This is a genomic window from Reyranella sp. (assembly GCF_052439685.1).
Taxonomy (GTDB): domain Bacteria; phylum Pseudomonadota; class Alphaproteobacteria; order Reyranellales; family Reyranellaceae; genus Reyranella.
On sequence record NZ_JBQVQG010000004.1, the window covers coordinates 70,509 to 89,201 of the forward strand.

An 18,693-nucleotide genomic window follows, 5' to 3' on the forward strand; every position below is an offset into this window, starting at 1 on the left:
AGAAAAAATGTGTCATGACGAGCGCAGCGAGGGATCCTTGCTCGGCGACACTTCCAAAAGATCAGCCCATGTTGGATTGGCGGCCTCGACCAACTCATTCTTCTTCGACCGCCGCCATCCCTTGATCTGCTTTTCCCGGGCGATCGCATCCTCGACGTACTGGTAATCCTCGGCATAAACGAGGGTCGTCACATTGTAGCGGCCCGTGAAGCTATCTCTTGAAGCTTCGCGATGCTGAGCGATCCGATTTTCGAGATTGTTCGTCACGCCGACGTACATGACGTTCCGGCTGGTGTTGGTGAGCATATAGACCCAGTAGGTCGGCATTCATAACGCCGCGAGACGTCAAGGATCCCTCGCTGCGCTCGGGATGACACCATTTTTGTCATCCCGAGCGCAGCGAGGGATCCTTAGGTCATCTCAGGCCGCGCGCTTCTGGTCGCGCTGGCGCAGGATCGAGAGGATTTCGGCGGCGGCGGCGGGGATGTTGGTGCCCGGTCCGTAGATCGCGGCGACGCCGGCCTTCTTCAGGAAATCGTAGTCCTGGGCGGGAATGACGCCGCCGACCACGACCATGATCTCCGAGGCATTCTGCTTGGCCAGCTCCTCGATGAGCTGCGGCACCAGCGTCTTGTGGCCGGCGGCCTGGCTCGAGATGCCGATCACATGCACGTCGTTTTCGATGGCGGCGCGAGCGGCTTCCTCGGGCGTCTGGAACAGCGGGCCGATATCGACGTCGAAGCCGAGATCGGCAAAGGCGGTGGCGATCACCTTGGCGCCGCGATCGTGGCCGTCCTGGCCCATCTTCACGACCATGAGACGCGGCCGGCGGCCCTCCTCCTCGGCGAAGGCGGCGATGTCGGTTCGGATACGGTCGAGGCCGGCATCGCCCTCCCACTCGCCGGCATAGACGCCGGCGATCGAGCGGATGGTGGCCTGATAGCGGCCGTAGACGCCTTCCAGCGCCGACGAGATCTCGCCCACCGTGGCGCGGGCGCGCGTCGCCTCGATCGAGAGGCCGAGCAGGTTGCCGGTGCCGTTGCGGGCGGCCTCGCCCAGCGCCTTGAGGGCTGCGACGCACTTGGCTTCGTCGCGGGTCGTGCGGATCGTGTGCAGGCGCTTCAGCTGGGCCTCGCGCACGACGTCGTTGTCGATGTCGAGGATGTCGATGGCCGACTCTTCCTTGAGCTGGAACTTGTTCACGCCGACCACGATCTCCTCGCCGCGATCGATGCGGGCCTGGCGGCGTGCCGAGGCCTCCTCGATGCGCAGCTTGGGCATGCCGGCCTCGACGGCCTTGGTCATGCCGCCCAGCGCCTCGACTTCCTCGATCAGCTTGCGGGCCTCGGCGACCAGGCTGGCGGTCAGCGATTCGACGTAGTAGCTGCCGGCCAGCGGATCGACGACCTTGGTCACGCCGGTCTCGTGCTGGAGGATCAGCTGGGTGTTACGCGCGATGCGCGCCGAGGTCGGCGTCGGCAGCGCGATCGCCTCGTCGAACGAATTGGTGTGCAGCGACTGCGTGCCGCCCAGTACCGCCGCCATCGCCTCGTAGGCGGTGCGGATGACGTTGTTGTACGGGTCCTTCTCGGTCAGCGAGACGCCCGAGGTCTGGCAGTGGGTGCGCAGCGACAGCGAATCGGCCTTCTTGGGCTCGAACGGCTTGATCAGCTCGGCCCACAGGAAGCGCGCGGCGCGCAGCTTGGCCGCTTCCATGAAGAAGTTCATGCCGATGCAGAAGAAGAACGACAGGCGCGGCGCGAAGGCGTCGATGTCGAGACCCTTCGCCTTGGCGGCGCGCACATATTCGAGACCGTCAGCCAGCGTGAACGCGAGTTCCTGGACCAAGGTCGAGCCCGCCTCCTGCATGTGATAGCCGGAGATCGAGATCGAGTTGAACTTGGGCATGTAGAGCGCCGTGTGCTCGATGATGTCGGCCACGATGCGCATGGAGGGTCCGGGCGGGTAGATGTAGGTGTTGCGGACCATGAACTCCTTGAGGATGTCGTTCTGGATCGTGCCCGCGAGCTTGTCCTGCGGCACGCCCTGCTCCTCGGCGGCGACGATGTAGCCGGCCAGCACGGGCAGCACGGCGCCGTTCATCGTCATCGACACGCTCATCTTGTCGAGCGGGATGCCGTCGAACAGGATCTTCATGTCCTCGACGGAATCGATCGCCACGCCCGCCTTGCCGACGTCGCCGACGACGCGCGGATGATCCGAATCGTAGCCGCGATGGGTGGCGAGATCGAAGGCCACCGACAGGCCCATCTGGCCGGCCGCGAGATTGGCGCGATAGAACTTGTTGCTCTCTTCCGCGGTCGAGAAGCCGGCATACTGGCGGACCGTCCAGGGACGGCCTGCGTACATCGTGGCCTTGGGCCCGCGCGTGAAGGGCGGGAAGCCGGGCAGCGAGCCCACCGCCTCGATCTGCTCGAGGTCGGCCGCCGTGTAGAGCGGCTTCACGGGAATGCCCTCGGGGGTCATCCAGGTGAGATCGTCCAGCGGGCGGTCGCGCAGCTCCTTCGCTGCGAGCTTTTCCCAGTCGGCGAGGGTCTTCTTCGGAAAATCGGCCATGCCCGCAATGTACTGCGGATTTTCGGCCCCCAAAAGACCCGCTTATTCGTTGGCCAAAATCGTGTTTCGCACCAAGGGATAGATCTGGCCGGCCCAGCGACGGCCGCTGAACACGCCGTAATGGCCGACGCCGGCCTGCATATAGTGCTTCTTGCGATAGGGTCGCAGGCTGGAACAGAGATCGTGGGCGGCGACGGTCTGGCCGAGCGCGCAGATATCGTCGCGCTCGCCCTCGATGGTGAACAAAGCGGTGCGACGGATCGCCTTGGGGTTGACCCGCCGGCCCTTCCAGTCGAGTTCGCCCTTCGGCAGCCGGTGCTCCTGGAACACCCACTGGACGGTCTCGAGGTAGAACTCCGCCGTCATGTCGAGCACGGCGAAATACTCGTCGTAGAAGGCCTTGATCGTGTCGGCCTGCTCGGTCTCGCCCTTGGACAAATGCTTGTAGAGGTCGGCCTGTGCCTTGATGTGGCGCTCGGCGTTCATGCTCATGAAGGCGGTGAGCTGGATGAAGCCGGGATAGACCCGCCGCGTGGCGCCGGGATAACGCATCGGCACGCGGTGGATCAGGTTCTGCTCGAACCAGCTGATCGGCTTGCCCATGGCCAGCTCGTTGACCTTGGTCGGGCTGACGCGGGTGTCGATCGGGCCGGCCATCAGGGTCATGCTGCTCGGCTGCGCCGGATTGTCGTCCTCGGCCATGATCGCCACCGCCGCCAGCGCCTGGACGCAGGGCTGGCACACGGCGATGACATGGGCACCCGGCCCCATCACTTCGAGGAACTTGATCAGGTGCTCGACATATTCGTCGAAGCCGAAGCGGCCGTTCCAGATGCCGACGTCGCGGGCATTGGCCCAGTCGGTGATGTGGACGTCATGGTCCGGCAACAAAACGCGCACGGTATCGCGCAGAAGCGTCGCGAAATGCCCTGAAAGAGGCGCGACCAGCAGGACCTTGGGCTGCGGCGGCACGCCCACCTTGGCGAAGCGCAGCAGGGTGCCGAACGGCGTGGCGAACACCTCTTCCTCGCGCACCGTCACCGTCTGGTTGCCGTAGGGCACCTCGGTGATGCCGAAGGAGGGCCGGCGATGGCTGAGCGTGGCCCGCGTCGTCATCTCGCACATCGCGCTGGCCGCCCGCCAGCTGTCGGGCGTCGGACTGCCCCCCGCGGAAAGGGTCTGCCCTGCCGCTGTCGCCCACAGGCGGACCGGGAGCATCATGTCGGCGGCGGTCTGATACATCGCATAAAGCATAAGGGGCGACCGGCTCGGAATTTGCATCTTCGAGGGCACCTAAGATACAGACAGTCCCACCAACCGGGAGGGGTGGAGTCCATGGCCAAGGCCTCGCTCACCATCAGTAGCAAAAACTATTCCTCTTGGTCACTGAGAGGTTTTCTTCTCTGCCGGATGGCCGGCCTCGATTTCGAGGAGCGGGTCGCGCCGTGGGACGATCCCTCCACCCGCGCCGAGCTTCTGCTGCTGTCCCCCTCGTTCCTGGTGCCCTCCCTGGAGGATGGTCCGGTCAAGGTCTGGGACACGCTGGCCATCGCCGAATATCTGCACGAGACCAAGCCGGACGCCGGCCTGCTGCCCAAGGATCCGGCAGCGCGCGCCCATTGCCGCGCGGTCTGCGGCGAGATGCATTCGGGCTTCGCCAACCTGCGCTCGGCCCTGCCGATGAACCTCAAGGTCCGTCACGAAAGCTTCAAGGTGTGGGGCGGCGCCCAGGCCGACATCGAGCGGGTGACCACGATCTGGCGCGACTGCCTGCAGAAATATGGCGGCCCGTATCTGTTCGGGAAGACCCCGACCATGGCCGACGCCATGTACGCCCCGGTCTGCACCCGCTTCCAGACCTACAACGTGAAGATCGACCCGGCCTCGGCCGCCTATCGCGACCTCATGCTCGCCTTCCCGGCGATGGTGGAATGGACCGCCGCCGCGAAGTCCGAGCCCGAGGAAGTCGAGGAGCTGGACGTCGAGTTTTAGGCGCCTTTAAAAATAGCCCGTCGTCTCGACCGAAGCACCGAAGGTGCGGAGCGGGGTGTCCATCTCTAGACCAAAAGCCGGCAAATCGTCGGGAGAAGGTCTCTCCGCTCCGCCTCGCTGCGCGAGGCTCCGGTCGAGACGACGGGGGTTTTAGCTCAGCTCCCCGGCGCCCGCCTCAGCTCCAGCTCGACCCGGCCGACGCGGAGGCCCCATTTGCCGACGGTGGCCTTGTTGATCAGGGAGCCGTCTGGGTTGAGGGCCAGGACGTCGGAGAAGTCGACGGTCCAGCCGCCCAGGCTCACCGCATATTCCAGCCGCACCACCTTGCCCTCGGTCCACGCCCGCGCCTGCCCCACGACATCCTCGCGATTGCCGACATAGGTGCCGGGCGCGGTGCGCTCCAGACGCCAGGTCTTGCGGTCCTTCTCGCCGTCGGCATAGGCGAAATCCTCGACCAGGGTCAGCACCTTGCCGTCCCACGTGCCGTCGATCACCACGTCGAAGCGGCGCTGCGAGCCGGTCCAGCTGTTGGTGAACACGCCCTGCCCCACCGTGCGGCCGGGGAAGAACTGTTCCAGCACCAGCGGCGGCGCCGCACTGGCGACCGGCGCGTCCGGCGGCGAGGCGCAGGCCCCCAGCAGCGCGAGCAGGCCGAGCGGGGAGAAACGGGACGGCAGGCTGTATGTCATGGCGGTTGTACGCCGGGACGCGCCCTGCCGGATCACCCGCCGGGTTACCCCCTCTTGTCGGCCCGCGCCCGGCCGCGCACTCTCCGCGCCGACGAACCGGAGGAAACCGATGCTCGACGCCGAAGCCCGCACCCTGCTCGACCTGATGGAGGAGGCCACCAAGGCCGGCCGGCCGAAGCTGGAATCCCTGCCGCATGCGATCGGCCGCGCCGCGGTCGACAAGATGTCGGAGGACAGCGAGGCCGATCCGCCGCAGATCGGCGACACGGTCGACGGCGTCTTCGCCGGACCGGGCGGGCCGGTCAAATACCGGCGCTACCTGCCGCTCGGTGAGACGCTGGCCCTGACGAAGGGTCACCTGCCGACCCTGATCTACTATCACGGCGGCGGCTTCGTGATCGGCAACATCGAGACGCACGATTCGACCTGCCGGCGGCTGGCCCTCAAGAGCCGCTGCCAGGTGATCTCGATCGACTACCGCCTGTCCCCCGAGCATCCCTTCCCCGCCCCGATCGACGACGGCATCGCCGCCTTCCGTTACGTCCGCGACCATGCCGCGTCGCTGGGCGCCGATCCGGCCCGCCTCGCGGTCGGCGGCGATTCGGCGGGCGGCGCGGTGGCCGCCGTCGTGTGCCAGGCGATGCGCGACGCGAAGGAAGCGGGCCCCGCCTTCCAGATGCTGATCTATCCCGCGACGGATTCGAGCAAGGAGAGCGCTTCGCGTCAGAAGTTCGCCGAGGGCTATTTCCTGACCAAGGGCCTGATGGACTGGTTCTGGAAGGCCTATGTGCCGGCCGGCACCGATCTCGCGGACCTGCGCCTGTCGCCGCTGCTGGCCAAGGACTTCGCCGGACTTCCTCCGGCCTTCGTGCTCACCGCCGGCCACGACCCGCTGCGCGACGAGGGCCGCGCCTATGCCGACCGCCTGATCGACGCCGGCGTGAAGACGACCTACGTCAACTATCCCGGCACCATCCACGGCTTCTTCTCCCTGACGCGCTTCCTGCAGCAGGGCCTCAAGGCGAACGACGAGGCGGCCGCGGTGATGGGGGCGTTCTTCGAGACGTGAGGCCGTGCGTCGCCATCGCCTCAAACCACCACCACCACCCTCATCCTGAGGAGCGGTCCGCAGGTCCGCGTCTCGAAGGATGGGCAACGGACGAGGTGCGCGTGCCCACCCTTCGAGACGGCGCTTCGCGCCTCCTCAGGGTGAGGTGGTTGTCTGTAGGGGCGCGGAGGTTGAAGGGCCGAGACGCACGAACCCCACCGGCCGGTCGAAGCCCTTCAGCACGACCTCTTCCTCGCGCTTCGCGACGTCGGCGATGACGCCCTGAACCGCGGGATCGTCGGCCACGGCGCGACTCAACACGACGTCGCCGCCGTCGCTCTGGCCCTGCAGCCGGGCGGCCATGTTCACGGTGGAGCCGAAATAGTCGAGCCGGTCGTTCAGCGTCACCACCACGCTGGGCCCCATGTGGACGCCGAGCTTCAGCGACAGATCCTGATCGGCGATGCGGGCCTGCATGGCGAGCGCCGCCCGCACCGCATGGGCGGGATCGCCGAACGAGGCCATGACGGCGTCGCCGATGGTCTTCACCACCGCGCCGTCATGGTCGCGCACGATGGCGGCCAGCAGCGCGAAATGCTCGCGCACGACGTTGTAGGCCGCGGCATCGCCCAGCCGCTCGTAGAGCGCGGTCGAGCCGCGCAGGTCGGAGAACAACAGCGCCACCTGGCTCACCCCCGCCTCGTCGCCCGGCCGCAGGGTGGCGGCGGCGAACAGGTCACGGAAGGCCTGCAGCGAGATCACCTCCGGCACGGTCAGCGCCTCGCGCGTCCAGCTGCGATCCTCGATCAGCGCCGCCAGCTCGAAGCCCGCCTCGTTCACGAACGCGACGGTTCCCGCCTCGCCCGAGCCCGCCGGCAAAGCCTCGACGCCCGCCGCCGTCACAAGCAGGCCCGGAAACGCCCCGCCTTCATAGTCGACATCGACCGTTGCGCCGGGATGCAGCGTGCGCAGCCGGTAGCGGCCCGGCGGCAGATCGACCGCCACGCTCCGCCGCTCCCCCGGCGCCAGCAGCAACTGGACCGCGACATGCGGCGTCGCCATCGGGCCGGAGAGGCAGAAGCCGCCCGCCAGCAGCGGCCGCACCGAGGGCGCGGGCGCGAAGGAGAGCTCGACGTTCTTCTCGAAGTCGCGGTCGTAATCGATGTTGCAGGAGGGACAGTGCGCGCCGCGCGGCAGCTCCGACAAAGCCGAGGCCGAGAGCTTGGGCCCGCGGCAGTTGGTGCAGAGCAGGTCCCAGCTCATGGTCAGCAGCCCCGCCCGCACCGAGGCGAGGCAGGCTTCGATGGCGGCGCGCGGCGCCACGCCGAGCTGGCGCGCCAGCCGCTTGGGCTTGAGGTGCTGAAGGTCGCTCGCCATGCCGCCCAGCACCGTGCCGGTCAGCACCCGACCGAGCCCGTTGCCGTAGGGGCTGCGGTCGATCTCCAGCGCCATCGCCGCCGCGCGCTCGAACGCGCCCTCGGGCAGCGCGGGATGCGGCAGCTCGAACGGCGTCTCGCGCTGGCCCTTGAGGAAGGACACGGCCTCCAGGATGCGCTTGCCCACGGCGGCGCCGGCCTGCTCGGCCAGCCGCTTGCCGAACAGGCGGCCCATCAGGGTGAGCGGCTCCCATTCGAGCGCGTAGCGCACCACCGAGCCGCCCTTGCCGTCAGCGGAAAGATCGAACACCGGCCCGAAGCGGCGGAACGGCCCCTTGGAGAAGACCCGCGACACGTTGAAATGGCGGCCCAGCACCCACTCGTAGGGCTTCTCCTCCCAGTCGAGCGTGAACCCCGCCGCCTTGCCGCGGCCGCGGCGCAGCACCGTGCCGTTGGGCTGCGGCGTCTCCTCCAGCACATAGGGCGGCAGGCCCATCGCCTCGTTGAAACGGTTGGTGTCGGCCAGCACCGGCCACAGCACGGACGGCGGCAGATCGAAGGTCCAGCTCCAGGTGCGGCGCGAGAGGGGCGGCATGGGAGTGGTACTGTAGCACGCGGGCGGGCGGATCAGGGGAGGAGCCGTCGTCGAGCATGTCCTTGCCCGGCATGGCAAAGGCCGCCTGTCGCCGCGTCCATGCACCTCATGGATTCCCGTTGTCGGTTCTCGCCGGCTTGTCTGACGCGTTCCTAGAGGACGCCGCGCGACAGTGCAGTCTTCAGCAACGGAGCGGCGAAATCGAGAAAGGCGCGCAGCTTCAGCGGCAGGAGCGGCTGCCCGGTATGGACGAGACTGACCGGCGAGGGCGCCGCTTCGAATTCCTGCAACGCAACGACCAGCGTCCCGGCCCGCACCGCCTTCGCAACCTGGTACGACAGCACGCGCGTCACGCCGACGCCGGCGATCGCCGCATCGATGGCGGCTTCCGCCGTGTTGACGACAAGTCGCGAGTGGATCTTCACGACAGAATCCGACTTTCCGGCTTTGAACGTCCACGAATCGGCAGACATCAGGCCGGAGAAAGTGATGCAGTCGCGCGTCGCCAGTTCCCTGGGATGCTGCGGCATGCCGTGCTCGGCGAAATAGGCCGGGCTGCCGCACAGCACGCGCCGGGTCGACCCGACCCTGGTCGCAACCATGCTGCTGTCGGGAAGCTCGCCGATGCGAATGGCGATATCGACGCGGTCTTCCTGCAGGTCGACGATGCGATCGGAAAGCATCAGCCGGATGTCGATCTCCGGATGTGTCTTGAGAAAAGCCGATGCAACGGGAAGGACGTGAAGGCGGCCGAAGACGATGGGCGCGGAGAGGCTGAGTTCGCCTTTCGGTGCGCTGTACTCGCCCGACGCCGAGCGTTCGGCCTCGGCGACGTCGTCGAGGATCCGCCGGCAGGCCGCAACGAAGGAACGGCCCGCGTCGGTCAGCGTGAGCTGCCGGGTCGACCGGTTGAGCAGGCGGGTGCCGAGATGTCGTTCGAGGTCGGACACTTTGCGGCTGACGGTTGCCAGCGGCATGCCGAGACGTCGGCCTGCCGCCGACAGGCTGCCGGCATCGACAGCCTCGCGAAGGATCGACATGGCATCGAGGCGGTCCATCCGGCTTCCATTTTTTGAGAGGATACTTCTAGATAATACCGTCTATTTGACGAATTCGGAAGGATTTAGACATCCGCGCATCGGGCCATTCCGGCCCGCCCGCACAGGAGCCACCGAATGTCCCGCATCCCGACCCCCGCCACGATCGACGCCGCACCCGCCGCTTCGCAGCCCATGCTCGAAGCGGTCAGGAAGCAGATTGGCGTCGTCCCCAACCTGTTTCGCCTGGTCTCGAACAGCCCGGCCGCGCTCGAAGGATATCTCGGCCTGTCCGGCGCGCTCGCCAAGGGGGCCCTGCCGGCCCAGACCCGCGAGCGCATCGCGCTGGCCGTCGCCGAGATCAATGGCTGCAACTATTGCCTCTCCGCCCACAGCTATATGGCGAAGAACCTGGCCAAGCTCGACGACGCCGAAATCGCCGCCAACCGTGGTGGCGCGTCGAACGATGCCAAGGCCGATGCCGCCGTCCGCTTTGCCGCCAAGGTCGCGCGCGAACGCGGGCACACCAGCGAAGACGACCTGCGCGCCGTCAGGCTCGCCGGCTACAGCGACGCCCAGGTCATCGAGATCGTGCTCCACGTCGCCCTCAACACCTGGACCAACTACATCAACGAAGTCGCCAAGACGGACATCGACTTCCCGGTCGCCGCCGCCCGCAAGGCAGCTTGAATTCAAGGGCCTGCTTCGAGCGCGACCACTCCATTCACTCACAAAAGGTGATCCATGAAATCTGTTCCACACACTTCTGCTGAGACGTCCGTGAAGGGAACCTGCACATCTCCCCGGAACGCCACCCAGGTGACGTTCGGCAGCGTGAAGGTTGGCGGGCTCGACATCGCCTACCGCGAGGCCGGCGATCCGAAGCACCCGAAGCTCGTCCTGTTGCACGGCTTTCCGGCCTCGTCGCATCAATACCGGAATCTCATCCAGGTTCTGGCCGATCGTTTCCACGTGATTGCGCCCGACTATCCGGGCTTTGGAAACAGCGACGCGCCCGATCCCGCCGACTACGCCTATACCTTCGACGGTATCTCCCGGATCATGGAAGGCTTTCTGGCGGCTAAAGGCTTCGATCGCTACGGCCTGTTCGTTCAGGACTACGGCGGCCCGGTCGGCTTCCGCATAGCCGAACGGCATCCGGAGGCTCTGGACTGGCTGATCGTCCAGAATTCCAATGCCTACGAGGAAGGCTTCACCGCAGCATGGGACGGCTTCCGCGGCGCGCTGTGGAAGAACCGATCTGCGGAGACGGAAAAGCCGCTAGCGGCGTTCCTGACCCATGATGCGATCAAGGGCATCTACCTGCATGGCTCCGCCCACCCCGAACTGATCAGTCCGGACAACTGGGAGTCCGACTACGGCTTCATGCAAAGGCCTCACAGTGTCCGGATCAACCTCGATCTGTTCTACGACTATCGTACGAACGTCGCGCTGTATCCGCAGTGGCAGAAATTCCTGCGCGAGCGTCAACCGAAGACCCTGATCTTCTGGGGTCAGGACGACGTCTTCTTCACCCCTGAGGGGGGCGAGGCCTTCCTGCGCGACGTGCCGAAGGCGGAACTGCATCGCCTGGCCGCCGGACACTTCGCCGTCGAGGACAACCTCGAATACATCGCTGCAAACATCAAACGTTATTACGAGACCAAGGTTCTCCCGTCTCGTTGACAAGCTATCGACGGCCAGGTCGCGCCAGGTCGCGCGCCCTGTATCATCCCCGACGGAAGAATGTTCCGTCGGGGGTGCGTTGATCGTACGCCTTGGCTCGAGGCTCGGGTGCCGCGCGTGTCGTTGCCGAACATCGCCGTCATGCGGGCGCAGGCATAGGCTTTGTCGGGCACGACGTTGGCGCCCTGGCCGGCGCAGTTACGGGTCGCGCCGGCCGCACAGGCGGCCCATCAGGGTGAGCGGCTCCCATTCGAGCGCGTAGCGCACCACCGAGCCGCCCTTGCCGTCGGCGGAGAGATCGAACACCGGTCCGAAGCGGCGGAACGGCCCCTTGGAAAAGACCCGCGAGACGTTGAAATGCCGGCCCAGCACCCACTCGTAGGGCTTCTCCTCCCAGTCGAGCGTGAACCCCGCCGCCTTGCCGCGGCCGCGGCGCAGCACCGTGCCGTTGGCCTGCGGCGTCTCCTCCAGCACATAGGGCGGCAGGCCCATCGCCTCGTTGAAGCGGTTCGTGTCGGCCAGCACCGGCCACAGCACGGACGGCGGCAGATCGAAGCTCCAGCTCCAGGTGCGGCGGGAGAGTGGTGGCATGGGGTGGGAGTGTAGCACGCGGGCGGGCGGATCAGGGGTGGGAGATCACGGGTGGGTGAGGCACCAGGTGCCAGGCGGGGATGACTTACCGCGCGCTTCACGAATGCAAGAATTTCGCTACTAGCCTCACACGAGAGAAAGTCCGAAATTTCTTCGCCGTGGTTCACGACATTGGCAACTGCATCGACATCATGGTGACCCAAAAAGGCGATCAGTCAGGGCCGCTGAGTCGCCAAACGACTTAGTGTCATCTTACTGGCGAGAGAGTGTTGCCACGATTGCAGATGATCAATCGTTTGGCCCCGCGTGTCATAGCCACATACAAGTGATTCGCATTCATCTTCTCAGTCTCAAGAATTACACAAGTCTCGGCCTCTAACCCTTTCAGTAGCAACGTACTGCCAACTGTACGCTTCGCGAGTGGCCTGCCAACCAAGCGAGTTTGCTCACGTACCGTTGTCGCCGCCTCTACGGGTGAAACGCCGGTACTATCGCAGATCTTCAAGACATTATAAGCACCACGTAAGATCGCCGGGCGATGCGAGCGGACACCGCCTTCTTCATTGATGGCGGCCAAGGCGGCACCGGCAGCTGCATATGTTCTCTCATCCTCAAACCGGAGCATCGCAGCTTCAGTATCAGAGGCAGCGCGTTTCGCGCGTCCAGCACGCAGTGTCGCCAAGCGAGTAATCATATCGCTGGCACCAACATTCACCATAACAGAGCCGGCGAAGGAAATAAGATGCTGAACCGCGTTTGCTGCCCTCACGTCGAAGCTGTCCGCGAAAGACGTGAGATCTGTCAGATCTACATTCTCCACCGTAACCGCTCCCGGAATTTGCGACGCATAAGCTTGTTGCCCGGAAGGTCTCGTTGACTCAGCTATGATTAGTACCTTTTCGTCCCCAGGAGCATTCCACCGACCGGCGGCCAACCGAGCGGCATGGTCTCGGGCATCTCCGTAAAGCGGAACCCATGTGACATTCTTCGGAATAGAACCCGCGAGATCAATGTTGCCACTTGTCTCCAGAATTTTTCGGATGTCGAGTAGCCATCGGCCAAATTGCTCTTCCCCGACTCGAATCCACCTATGTGGAGTTCTTAGCTCGCCAACCACCGGGAAGTGTTTGCAAACCTGCTCATGCCAATCAGGCAATGGATCACCGAAGCCAAAAATGGCTTGCATAGGGTCCCCAAGGAGAACCGTTCTAAGTGCCCGCCCTGCGTGATAGACGAGACCATGCTGACGTTCCGAGCAGTCCTGATACTCATCCACAATGAGGCGATCATACGAAGCGGCCAAGACGTCATCTATGTGCCGACCCTCTAGAAGTCTCCATGCTGCTTCTCGAATGAGGGGGTAATCGCGTTTCCGATTGTTGAGAAGTAACGCCGTCGGGTCGATTCCTGAGCGCTGTGGAAACGTCTTGGCAAGACGAATAGCCCATCCGTCAATTGTGGAAAGTCGATACCGAGAAGACGGAACTCCTTCTCGATCAAGGCGGGAACGCAGCGCGGCAACTCCCGCATTTGTATGGGTAAGAACGAGAATCGGTTTACCGTCGTCATGCCGCATCAGAGCATCGGCTATGAGATGCGTTTTGCCGCAGCCAGCGGGAGCGGTGATGATACCGCGATCAATCGCTAGCAGGTCGATCTCAACCGGCACTTTGCATCCATCTCCAGATATCGTCGACGATAGCTCGAAAACCGGGCTCGCTTTGGTCCAGGTGCGGTCCCACAATGTCCCGACCAATCTCCTCAGCTCTCGATACTGTCTTGAACCAAGGGTTCTGCTTTGTCTTAGACGCCGCTGCCATTGCCAAGCGCGATGATTGTGTAACGGCAGTCTTGCATGCGGCAAGATTGAGAGTATTTCCGCTTACGGACTTGATCTGGTTGTCAATCAAGTCGGCTCCAAGAAACTCCTCTGCTTTTGCGAGAAGGCTAAGCACAGCCGCATCAGGCATGGATTGAAACAATTCATCTTCCAGTGCGCGCCCGGCTCGCCATTTTAGCACAGAGCTCGCGCCTGCTTGAAAAGCTGCTTCAATGCCCGCGTCAGGTTGTGCATCGTCGTCGCGAAGAACGGAAACGCGGTAACGAAGATCCCTGAACGGCTGCGCTCTGTTGTAGAGTTGCGACACGCCTTTCGCGTCGATGAGACTGACGCCGCTCGCATGAATAGAAATTTGGTTGAGCGTTGTCTTGTAGATGTCGAGACCGCGTATCAATCCAACTTCTGTTGCGCCTTCGCAAACAAGGATTGACGGCGCAAGGAAAGCTTCCGGAAAGGTCCGGATGGTTCCTTGCATTTCGTTCTGCGTGCCAACCGCTGTCGCTATGTGGCCCTGATCAGTCTTCCTGACTACGACGAGCTGGTCCCCGGATAGTTCGCGCAGGGCAACGGGCGAGTGCGTTGTAATGAATCCTTGCAAAGGAGCTTGCTGCTCTTTCGCGCCAAGTGACCCCAGAAGTCGCAATATTCGATGGGGCTCTAGCCCGTGTTCAAGTTCATCAATGAGAATGACTGAAGCCTTCGCGGCTGCCTTGCGCTGCAAACCTGTGAGCAAGAGACGGGTTGACCCAACGCCAAGCGCTCGAAGAGGAACGCCATCTGGCCCATGAAGGGCAATCGTGCCACCAGTGAATGACACCGAATGAGCGTCCAACATAGCCTTAAGCGGTCCACCGGTAGCGATGCCCAATTCTTCCGCCGTCTGGGTTACAATCTGCAATGTTGCGCCAAGCTGCGCCTCTGCTGCGTTACCGAACGCGAGCCTTGCATCACGAGCAGCCTGGGCAAGTGCAGCTGAGGTATCTGCGCGTTCTTCAGACAGCTTGGTAAGCACGGATCCTCTCCGCCATGCGAGATTGTGATCCGCAAGTGCGCCAATGCGATTTGGCGAAATCCGGGCGCGATCGGCCCATGTTAGAAAGCGCTTTTGATCGCGAAGGTCCTCACGCCCGGATACAAGACGCCAAACGGGATCAAGATCACCACCAACAGTGACATTTATTGTGAGGACGGTCTCATGACCGGAGTGCGGTTCATCCGCAACTTCACCATTCGCTGGATTGAGACTGCGAAGATAAGGCGCGTAAGTCTCGATGCTCTTCAACCCATCGTCCAACTCACCGATTGTGATTGAGATTGAGATTGGGGTCTCAACATCAAGATCATGAAAATCGGCATCGGTGATGCTGGGGTTACGTCTTGTGCCGAGACACAGGTCTATTGCATCAAGGATTGTAGACTTGCCGGAATCGCCTGGTCCGATTAGGCAGTTTAGCCCCGGCCCCGGCATCCAATGCAAATGCTGGATGCAGCGATAGTGTTCGATTGCAACAACTCGGATGCGTGCCAAGTGTTCTCCCCCCGGCAGTCACCATAGTGGAAAAATGGACTGCTCGTAATAGGGGCAATCACGCGCGCGATTCGGCTCCCCATTCACTTGGGCACACGGTCTGTGCCTTTCTTGTCACGCAGAGGGTCCCAAAATCTCTCAATCGATTGTGAGCTACTTCATCAATTAGCGGACCACTACGCGTTTTCTATCAGAAGTAGGCCGTGCCGCGATCGGCAGATTCGCGACTGAGCAGGCCGCGTAATCGAAGTGCACACTACTATCGTAACCTAAACCAATTTGGGAGGTGGATAAGGAACGGCATCACCAGGAGCCAACCGAAACCGCTCAACGGGACCATCTGCCGGGCCGATTGCTTCAATATCCCAGTCTGGGGCGCCATGCCTCTTCACAGCAGCGATTGCTTCATCGGGGTCAGGAGTAGCGGCAATCCACAGCGTAACTGTCGGGCGCTCCCAACCTTTGTGCATCGTGACTCGCACGATAGTGCAGTCCGAATCTTTGAGAGGAGACAAGCGAGTTCCCTTCTCATGAGCTAGGGCTGAAAGCGCAGTCAAATTGCGCGACCGCCCAGACGCCAGATATGCCCTCAGGTCTTCGATCGAAATGTACACATAGACCACTTCATTGCCGGGAGCTGCGGTCCAGCTAGCTGCCTTGCGGCCAACTTGCTCAACATGGGCAGCATAGGGCGTCAGAAGCCCCGGCAGTTCACTAACAAACTCCCGGTGTTCCTTCTCAGAGATCATTGCAAGGTAGAGAATTGCCATGGCGCGAATCTATCACCCCGGCAATTGGCCAACCAGAGTGCCAATCTTTCAAGTCGCAGAGAATCACAGCCGTAGCTGAAGCATACCTTGCTTGACATGCTGATGGGGGCTTTGCCGGCAGCAGGAAGAGATCCTCGAAAATTCAAGGCAACGTCACCTTCACCAGCTTCCCGCCCCGCACGTCCACCCGCTTCATCATCGAGCCGCCCTCGGCGCGGTGGCCGGGGCCGTCCCACTTCACGGCGGTCGTGACGTACCAGACGCCGTCGGGGACGCGCGGGAAGGAGAAGCTGCCGGAGGCGTCGCAGGTGGTGCGGCGCAGGGTCGAGACGTAGAGTGGGTCGTCGCGCTCGAACTTCACCGGCGCCAGGCTGGCGGCGCGGGTGCCGCGCGCATCGTTGCCGAAGATCGCCGTCATGCGGGCGCGGGCATAGGCGCTGTCGGGGATGAGGTTGGCGGCCTGGCCGGCGCAGGTGTGGATGGTGTCGCCCGCCTTCATGGTCGCCATGCCGCTCACCGTGTTGGCGCCGCTCTTCTTCGACCACTCGACCTCCGAGGCCGGGATCGGCTGCGACAGCGCGCTGGGCGGCGGCGGGGCCAGCGCCTGGTCGATCTGGGAGCAGCCGGCGGCGGCGACGGTGGCAGCGAGGCCGAGGATGAGGGCGGTGTGCTTCATGGGAGGGGCTGACTCCGGGCTCGTGGGACGGATCGAGGGGCGAAAAGCGTAGACGACAACGCGGGTTGCGGGCCTGTGTTCCTTTCGTGGTTTCGCGGGCGGGGCGGGCTTGGGAGGCCGAATAAACGAAATAATCGAAACAAACGAAACATTCGAAATGAATGTCGCACCTTTTGTTGCGAGTCGGTCGCATTTGACCGTCGTCCCAGGGCGGGGGTTACCCCGCCCGAACCGGAGCGCAGCGGAGTGCAGTGACCTTGCCTCCACGATTAGCCGGCTTTTAGAGAGAAGGTCTCTTGTGTCTTTGAGATTGGGTAAACGCAGACCGGGTCGTGGCTGCTCGAACAGCCACGACCCGGCGACGCGAAGACCGTAGGTCTCTTGGTTACAGTCCGCAGTGGAGCAAGGCTCTCGCGTCGTCATCTTCATCAGCCCGAACGGTTGCCAGGGTTTGAGCCCGGACCACAAGGATGGGAGAGGAAGATGGCCGATATGGTACGGCTGGCTGGCATCGATGTCAGCAAGGACAAACTGGACGTGCACGTACTGCCGTCGGGCGAGAGCCGGACGGTTGCCTATGACCGGCGAGGCCTGGCCGGGTTGCGACGATGGCTGATCGGTCTGGGCGTCGCGTTGGTGGCGGTGGAAGCCAGCGGCGGCTACGAGCGCGAGGTCAGCGAAGTGCTGGAAGATGCCGGCTTGATCGTTCACCGGCTCAATCCCCTGCGGGTGCGCCGCTTTGCCCAGCTGAAGGGCCGACTGGCCAAGACCGATCGTCTCGATGCCCGCACCATCGCCGAGTTCGCCTGCGCCTGGCCGCAAGAACGCCAGCCTCGGCGCGATCCCCGGCGTGAGCGTCTGGCCGAACATCTGCTGGTCCGGCGGCACACCCAGGACGCCATCCTGGACTGCATCAACCAGCTCGAGCACCTGCGCGATGGGCCGCTGCGCCGGCTCGTGACCGCCCGCAAAGCATCGTTGGAACGGGTGCGCGACAAGCTCGACCGCTGCCTGGTCGAGCTCATTGCAGAACACGACGACCTGGCTGACCTCAGCGAACGACTGCGCAGCGTGCCGGCGGTTGGTCCGGTCCTCGCCACCACCCTGATCGCCCTGCTGCCCGAACTCGGATCCTTGACCCGCCGGCAGATCGCCTCGTTGGTGGGTGTCGCTCCCTTCGATCGCAGCTCGGGCCGGCAGAACAGTCCCAAGAGCATCGAGGGCGGCCGCGCCGCCGTGCGCAAAGCCCTCTACATGGCCGCGATGGTGGCCTCGCGACATAATCCAATCATTGCTGCCTTCTACGAGCGACTCGCCGCGAAGAAGGGCAAGGTCCGCCTCGTCGCCTGCATGCGAAAGCTCATCGTCACGCTAAACGCCGTCGTCAGAGATGGCACTCAATGGCAGCAGCCGCGACCCACCTGAAAACAAGACGGTTGCTCCGCTCCGCCTCGCTGTGCAAGGCTCCGGTCGAGACGACGGGGCGGTAGCGCGGCTCAAGCCAGCGTGAGGATCAGCGGCCCGCGGCGGGTCGCGACCAGCGTGTGCTCGTACTGCACGGCAGCCTGGTGCAGCGGGGGACGCAGCGTCCAGCCATCGTCCATTTCCTCGACATGGTCAGCGCCCAAGGACAGGAACGGCTCGATCGTGAAGACGAGCCCTTCCGTGATCCGGCGGCGGTCGTGCTTCTCGTACCAGGTGGGGATTTCCGACGGCTCGTCGTGCAGCGAACGACCGATGCCGTGGCTCGCCAGATTGCGGATCAGGCTGTAGCCGTTCTTCTTCGCAAAGGTCTCGATGGACCGGCCGATCTCGTTCAATCGGGCGCCCGGCTTCACGGCCCGGATGCCGGCCCACATGGCGCGCCTTCCATCCTCGCAGAGGCGCTCGATGCGCGGGCTGGTCGGCGGCACGGCGAAGCTGGCGCCGGTGTCGCCGAAAAACCCGTCCAGTTCGGCCGAGACGTCGATGTTGATCAGGTCGCCGGCCTTGATGACCGTTTCGTCCGGGATGCCGTGGGCACAGTCCGGGCCCACCGAGATGCAGGTCGCGCCGGGAAAATCGTAGGTGAGTTCAGGGGCCGAGCGGGCGCCTTCCTTCTCCAGCAGAGCGCGGCCGAGATCGTCCAGCTCTTTGGTCGTCATGCCCGGCTCCAGCGCCTCGCCCATGGCGGTGAGGGTGCGGGCCACCAGACGGCCGATGATGCGCAGCTTCTCGAGCTGCTCTTCATTTTCGATGGTCATCGTCACCCTCCTAACCGCCGTTGACGTTTACGTAAAGGTAAACTA

At 63.8% G+C, this 18,693-nt stretch carries 17 protein-coding genes; 5 read left to right on the forward strand and 12 right to left on the reverse strand.

Annotated features, from left to right (window positions below; translation table 11 throughout):
* Positions 1–12: 12 nt before the first annotated feature.
* The 3 genes from ACT6UX_RS07320 to ACT6UX_RS07330 all read right to left on the reverse strand — a co-directional run bounded on the left by ACT6UX_RS07320 (position 13) and on the right by ACT6UX_RS07330 (position 3,831).
* Entirely contained in the window at positions 13–327 is a 315-nt protein-coding gene (locus ACT6UX_RS07320; protein ID WP_444774488.1) for a GIY-YIG nuclease family protein, read from the reverse strand.
* Positions 328–420: 93 nt separating this feature from the next.
* A complete protein-coding gene (gene scpA, locus ACT6UX_RS07325; protein ID WP_444774489.1) occupies positions 421–2,577 on the reverse strand; it encodes a methylmalonyl-CoA mutase in 2,157 nt (718 codons plus the stop codon).
* Positions 2,578–2,619: 42 nt separating this feature from the next.
* Positions 2,620–3,831, reverse strand: a complete 1,212-nt coding sequence (locus tag ACT6UX_RS07330) for a polyhydroxyalkanoate depolymerase (protein WP_444774709.1) — start codon at positions 3,829–3,831, stop codon at positions 2,620–2,622.
* A gap of 81 nt (positions 3,832–3,912) precedes the next feature.
* Here ACT6UX_RS07330 and ACT6UX_RS07335 point away from each other — a divergent pair, with 81 nt between their 5' ends.
* Complete coding sequence (locus tag ACT6UX_RS07335; protein ID WP_444774490.1) at positions 3,913–4,569, forward strand: glutathione S-transferase family protein; 657 nt, start codon at positions 3,913–3,915, stop codon at positions 4,567–4,569.
* Between the two features lie 155 nt (positions 4,570–4,724).
* On the opposite strand, the gene ACT6UX_RS07340 is transcribed toward ACT6UX_RS07335, so the two are convergent.
* Positions 4,725–5,258 (reverse strand): DUF3833 family protein, encoded by a 534-nt coding sequence (locus tag ACT6UX_RS07340; RefSeq protein ID WP_444774491.1) that lies wholly within the window; start codon positions 5,256–5,258, stop codon positions 4,725–4,727.
* A 109-nt stretch (positions 5,259–5,367) separates the two neighbouring features.
* On the opposite strand from ACT6UX_RS07340, the gene ACT6UX_RS07345 reads away from it, so the two are divergent.
* Positions 5,368–6,327, forward strand: coding sequence for an alpha/beta hydrolase (locus tag ACT6UX_RS07345; RefSeq protein WP_444774492.1), 960 nt, complete (start codon positions 5,368–5,370; stop codon positions 6,325–6,327).
* A gap of 135 nt (positions 6,328–6,462) precedes the next feature.
* Here the strand turns inward: ACT6UX_RS07345 and ACT6UX_RS07350 are convergent, their stop codons facing one another.
* Positions 6,463–8,277, reverse strand: coding sequence for an adenylate/guanylate cyclase domain-containing protein (locus ACT6UX_RS07350; protein ID WP_444774493.1), 1,815 nt, complete (start codon positions 8,275–8,277; stop codon positions 6,463–6,465).
* 152 nt (positions 8,278–8,429) lie between these two features.
* Entirely contained in the window at positions 8,430–9,335 is a 906-nt protein-coding gene (locus ACT6UX_RS07355; RefSeq protein WP_444774494.1) for a LysR substrate-binding domain-containing protein, read from the reverse strand.
* Positions 9,336–9,452: 117 nt separating this feature from the next.
* Here ACT6UX_RS07355 and ACT6UX_RS07360 point away from each other — a divergent pair, with 117 nt between their 5' ends.
* Entirely contained in the window at positions 9,453–10,004 is a 552-nt protein-coding gene (locus ACT6UX_RS07360; RefSeq protein WP_444774495.1) for a carboxymuconolactone decarboxylase family protein, read from the forward strand.
* 129 nt (positions 10,005–10,133) lie between these two features.
* A complete protein-coding gene (locus tag ACT6UX_RS07365) occupies positions 10,134–11,000 on the forward strand; it encodes an alpha/beta fold hydrolase (RefSeq protein ID WP_444774496.1) in 867 nt (288 codons plus the stop codon).
* A gap of 198 nt (positions 11,001–11,198) precedes the next feature.
* Here ACT6UX_RS07365 and ACT6UX_RS07370 read toward each other — a convergent pair whose 3' ends face one another.
* The 5 genes from ACT6UX_RS07370 to ACT6UX_RS07390 form a co-directional block, all read right to left on the reverse strand.
* Entirely contained in the window at positions 11,199–11,591 is a 393-nt protein-coding gene (locus ACT6UX_RS07370) for a hypothetical protein (RefSeq protein ID WP_444774497.1), read from the reverse strand.
* Between the two features lie 247 nt (positions 11,592–11,838).
* Positions 11,839–13,260 carry a UvrD-helicase domain-containing protein gene (locus ACT6UX_RS07375; protein ID WP_444774498.1) on the reverse strand — a complete coding sequence of 474 codons (1,422 nt, stop codon included), beginning with the start codon at positions 13,258–13,260 and terminating at the stop codon, positions 11,839–11,841.
* Positions 13,250–14,959, reverse strand: coding sequence for an ATP-dependent nuclease (locus tag ACT6UX_RS07380; RefSeq protein ID WP_444774499.1), 1,710 nt, complete (start codon positions 14,957–14,959; stop codon positions 13,250–13,252). Before ACT6UX_RS07380 ends, ACT6UX_RS07375 begins: the two co-directional genes overlap by 11 nt.
* A 269-nt stretch (positions 14,960–15,228) precedes the next feature.
* Positions 15,229–15,729 carry a hypothetical protein gene (locus ACT6UX_RS07385; RefSeq protein WP_444774500.1) on the reverse strand — a complete coding sequence of 167 codons (501 nt, stop codon included), beginning with the start codon at positions 15,727–15,729 and terminating at the stop codon, positions 15,229–15,231.
* Positions 15,730–15,871: 142 nt separating this feature from the next.
* Complete coding sequence (locus tag ACT6UX_RS07390) at positions 15,872–16,405, reverse strand: hypothetical protein (protein ID WP_444774501.1); 534 nt, start codon at positions 16,403–16,405, stop codon at positions 15,872–15,874.
* 483 nt (positions 16,406–16,888) lie between these two features.
* Between ACT6UX_RS07390 and ACT6UX_RS07395 the strand changes: the two genes are divergently transcribed.
* On the forward strand, positions 16,889–17,830 hold the full coding sequence (locus ACT6UX_RS07395; protein ID WP_444774502.1) for an IS110 family transposase: 942 nt from the start codon (positions 16,889–16,891) through the stop codon (positions 17,828–17,830).
* A gap of 71 nt (positions 17,831–17,901) precedes the next feature.
* Here the strand turns inward: ACT6UX_RS07395 and map are convergent, their stop codons facing one another.
* On the reverse strand, positions 17,902–18,648 hold the full coding sequence (gene map, locus ACT6UX_RS07400) for a type I methionyl aminopeptidase (RefSeq protein ID WP_444774503.1): 747 nt from the start codon (positions 18,646–18,648) through the stop codon (positions 17,902–17,904).
* Positions 18,649–18,693: the final 45 nt, after the last annotated feature.

Coding starts and splice junctions, on each gene's coding strand:
- ACT6UX_RS07320 (WP_444774488.1), bottom strand. CDS start 327: ATGCCGACCTACTGGGTCTATATGCTCACCAACACCAGCCGGAACGTC.
- scpA (WP_444774489.1), bottom strand. CDS start 2,577: ATGGCCGATTTTCCGAAGAAGACCCTCGCCGACTGGGAAAAGCTCGCA.
- ACT6UX_RS07330 (WP_444774709.1), bottom strand. CDS start 3,831: ATGCTTTATGCGATGTATCAGACCGCCGCCGACATGATGCTCCCGGTC.
- ACT6UX_RS07335 (WP_444774490.1), top strand. CDS start 3,913: ATGGCCAAGGCCTCGCTCACCATCAGTAGCAAAAACTATTCCTCTTGG.
- ACT6UX_RS07340 (WP_444774491.1), bottom strand. CDS start 5,258: ATGACATACAGCCTGCCGTCCCGTTTCTCCCCGCTCGGCCTGCTCGCG.
- ACT6UX_RS07345 (WP_444774492.1), top strand. CDS start 5,368: ATGCTCGACGCCGAAGCCCGCACCCTGCTCGACCTGATGGAGGAGGCC.
- ACT6UX_RS07350 (WP_444774493.1), bottom strand. CDS start 8,277: ATGCCGCCCCTCTCGCGCCGCACCTGGAGCTGGACCTTCGATCTGCCG.
- ACT6UX_RS07355 (WP_444774494.1), bottom strand. CDS start 9,335: ATGGACCGCCTCGATGCCATGTCGATCCTTCGCGAGGCTGTCGATGCC.
- ACT6UX_RS07360 (WP_444774495.1), top strand. CDS start 9,453: ATGTCCCGCATCCCGACCCCCGCCACGATCGACGCCGCACCCGCCGCT.
- ACT6UX_RS07370 (WP_444774497.1), bottom strand. CDS start 11,591: ATGCCACCACTCTCCCGCCGCACCTGGAGCTGGAGCTTCGATCTGCCG.
- ACT6UX_RS07385 (WP_444774500.1), bottom strand. CDS start 15,729: ATGGCAATTCTCTACCTTGCAATGATCTCTGAGAAGGAACACCGGGAG.
- ACT6UX_RS07390 (WP_444774501.1), bottom strand. CDS start 16,405: ATGAAGCACACCGCCCTCATCCTCGGCCTCGCTGCCACCGTCGCCGCC.
- ACT6UX_RS07395 (WP_444774502.1), top strand. CDS start 16,889: ATGGCCGATATGGTACGGCTGGCTGGCATCGATGTCAGCAAGGACAAA.
- map (WP_444774503.1), bottom strand. CDS start 18,648: ATGACCATCGAAAATGAAGAGCAGCTCGAGAAGCTGCGCATCATCGGC.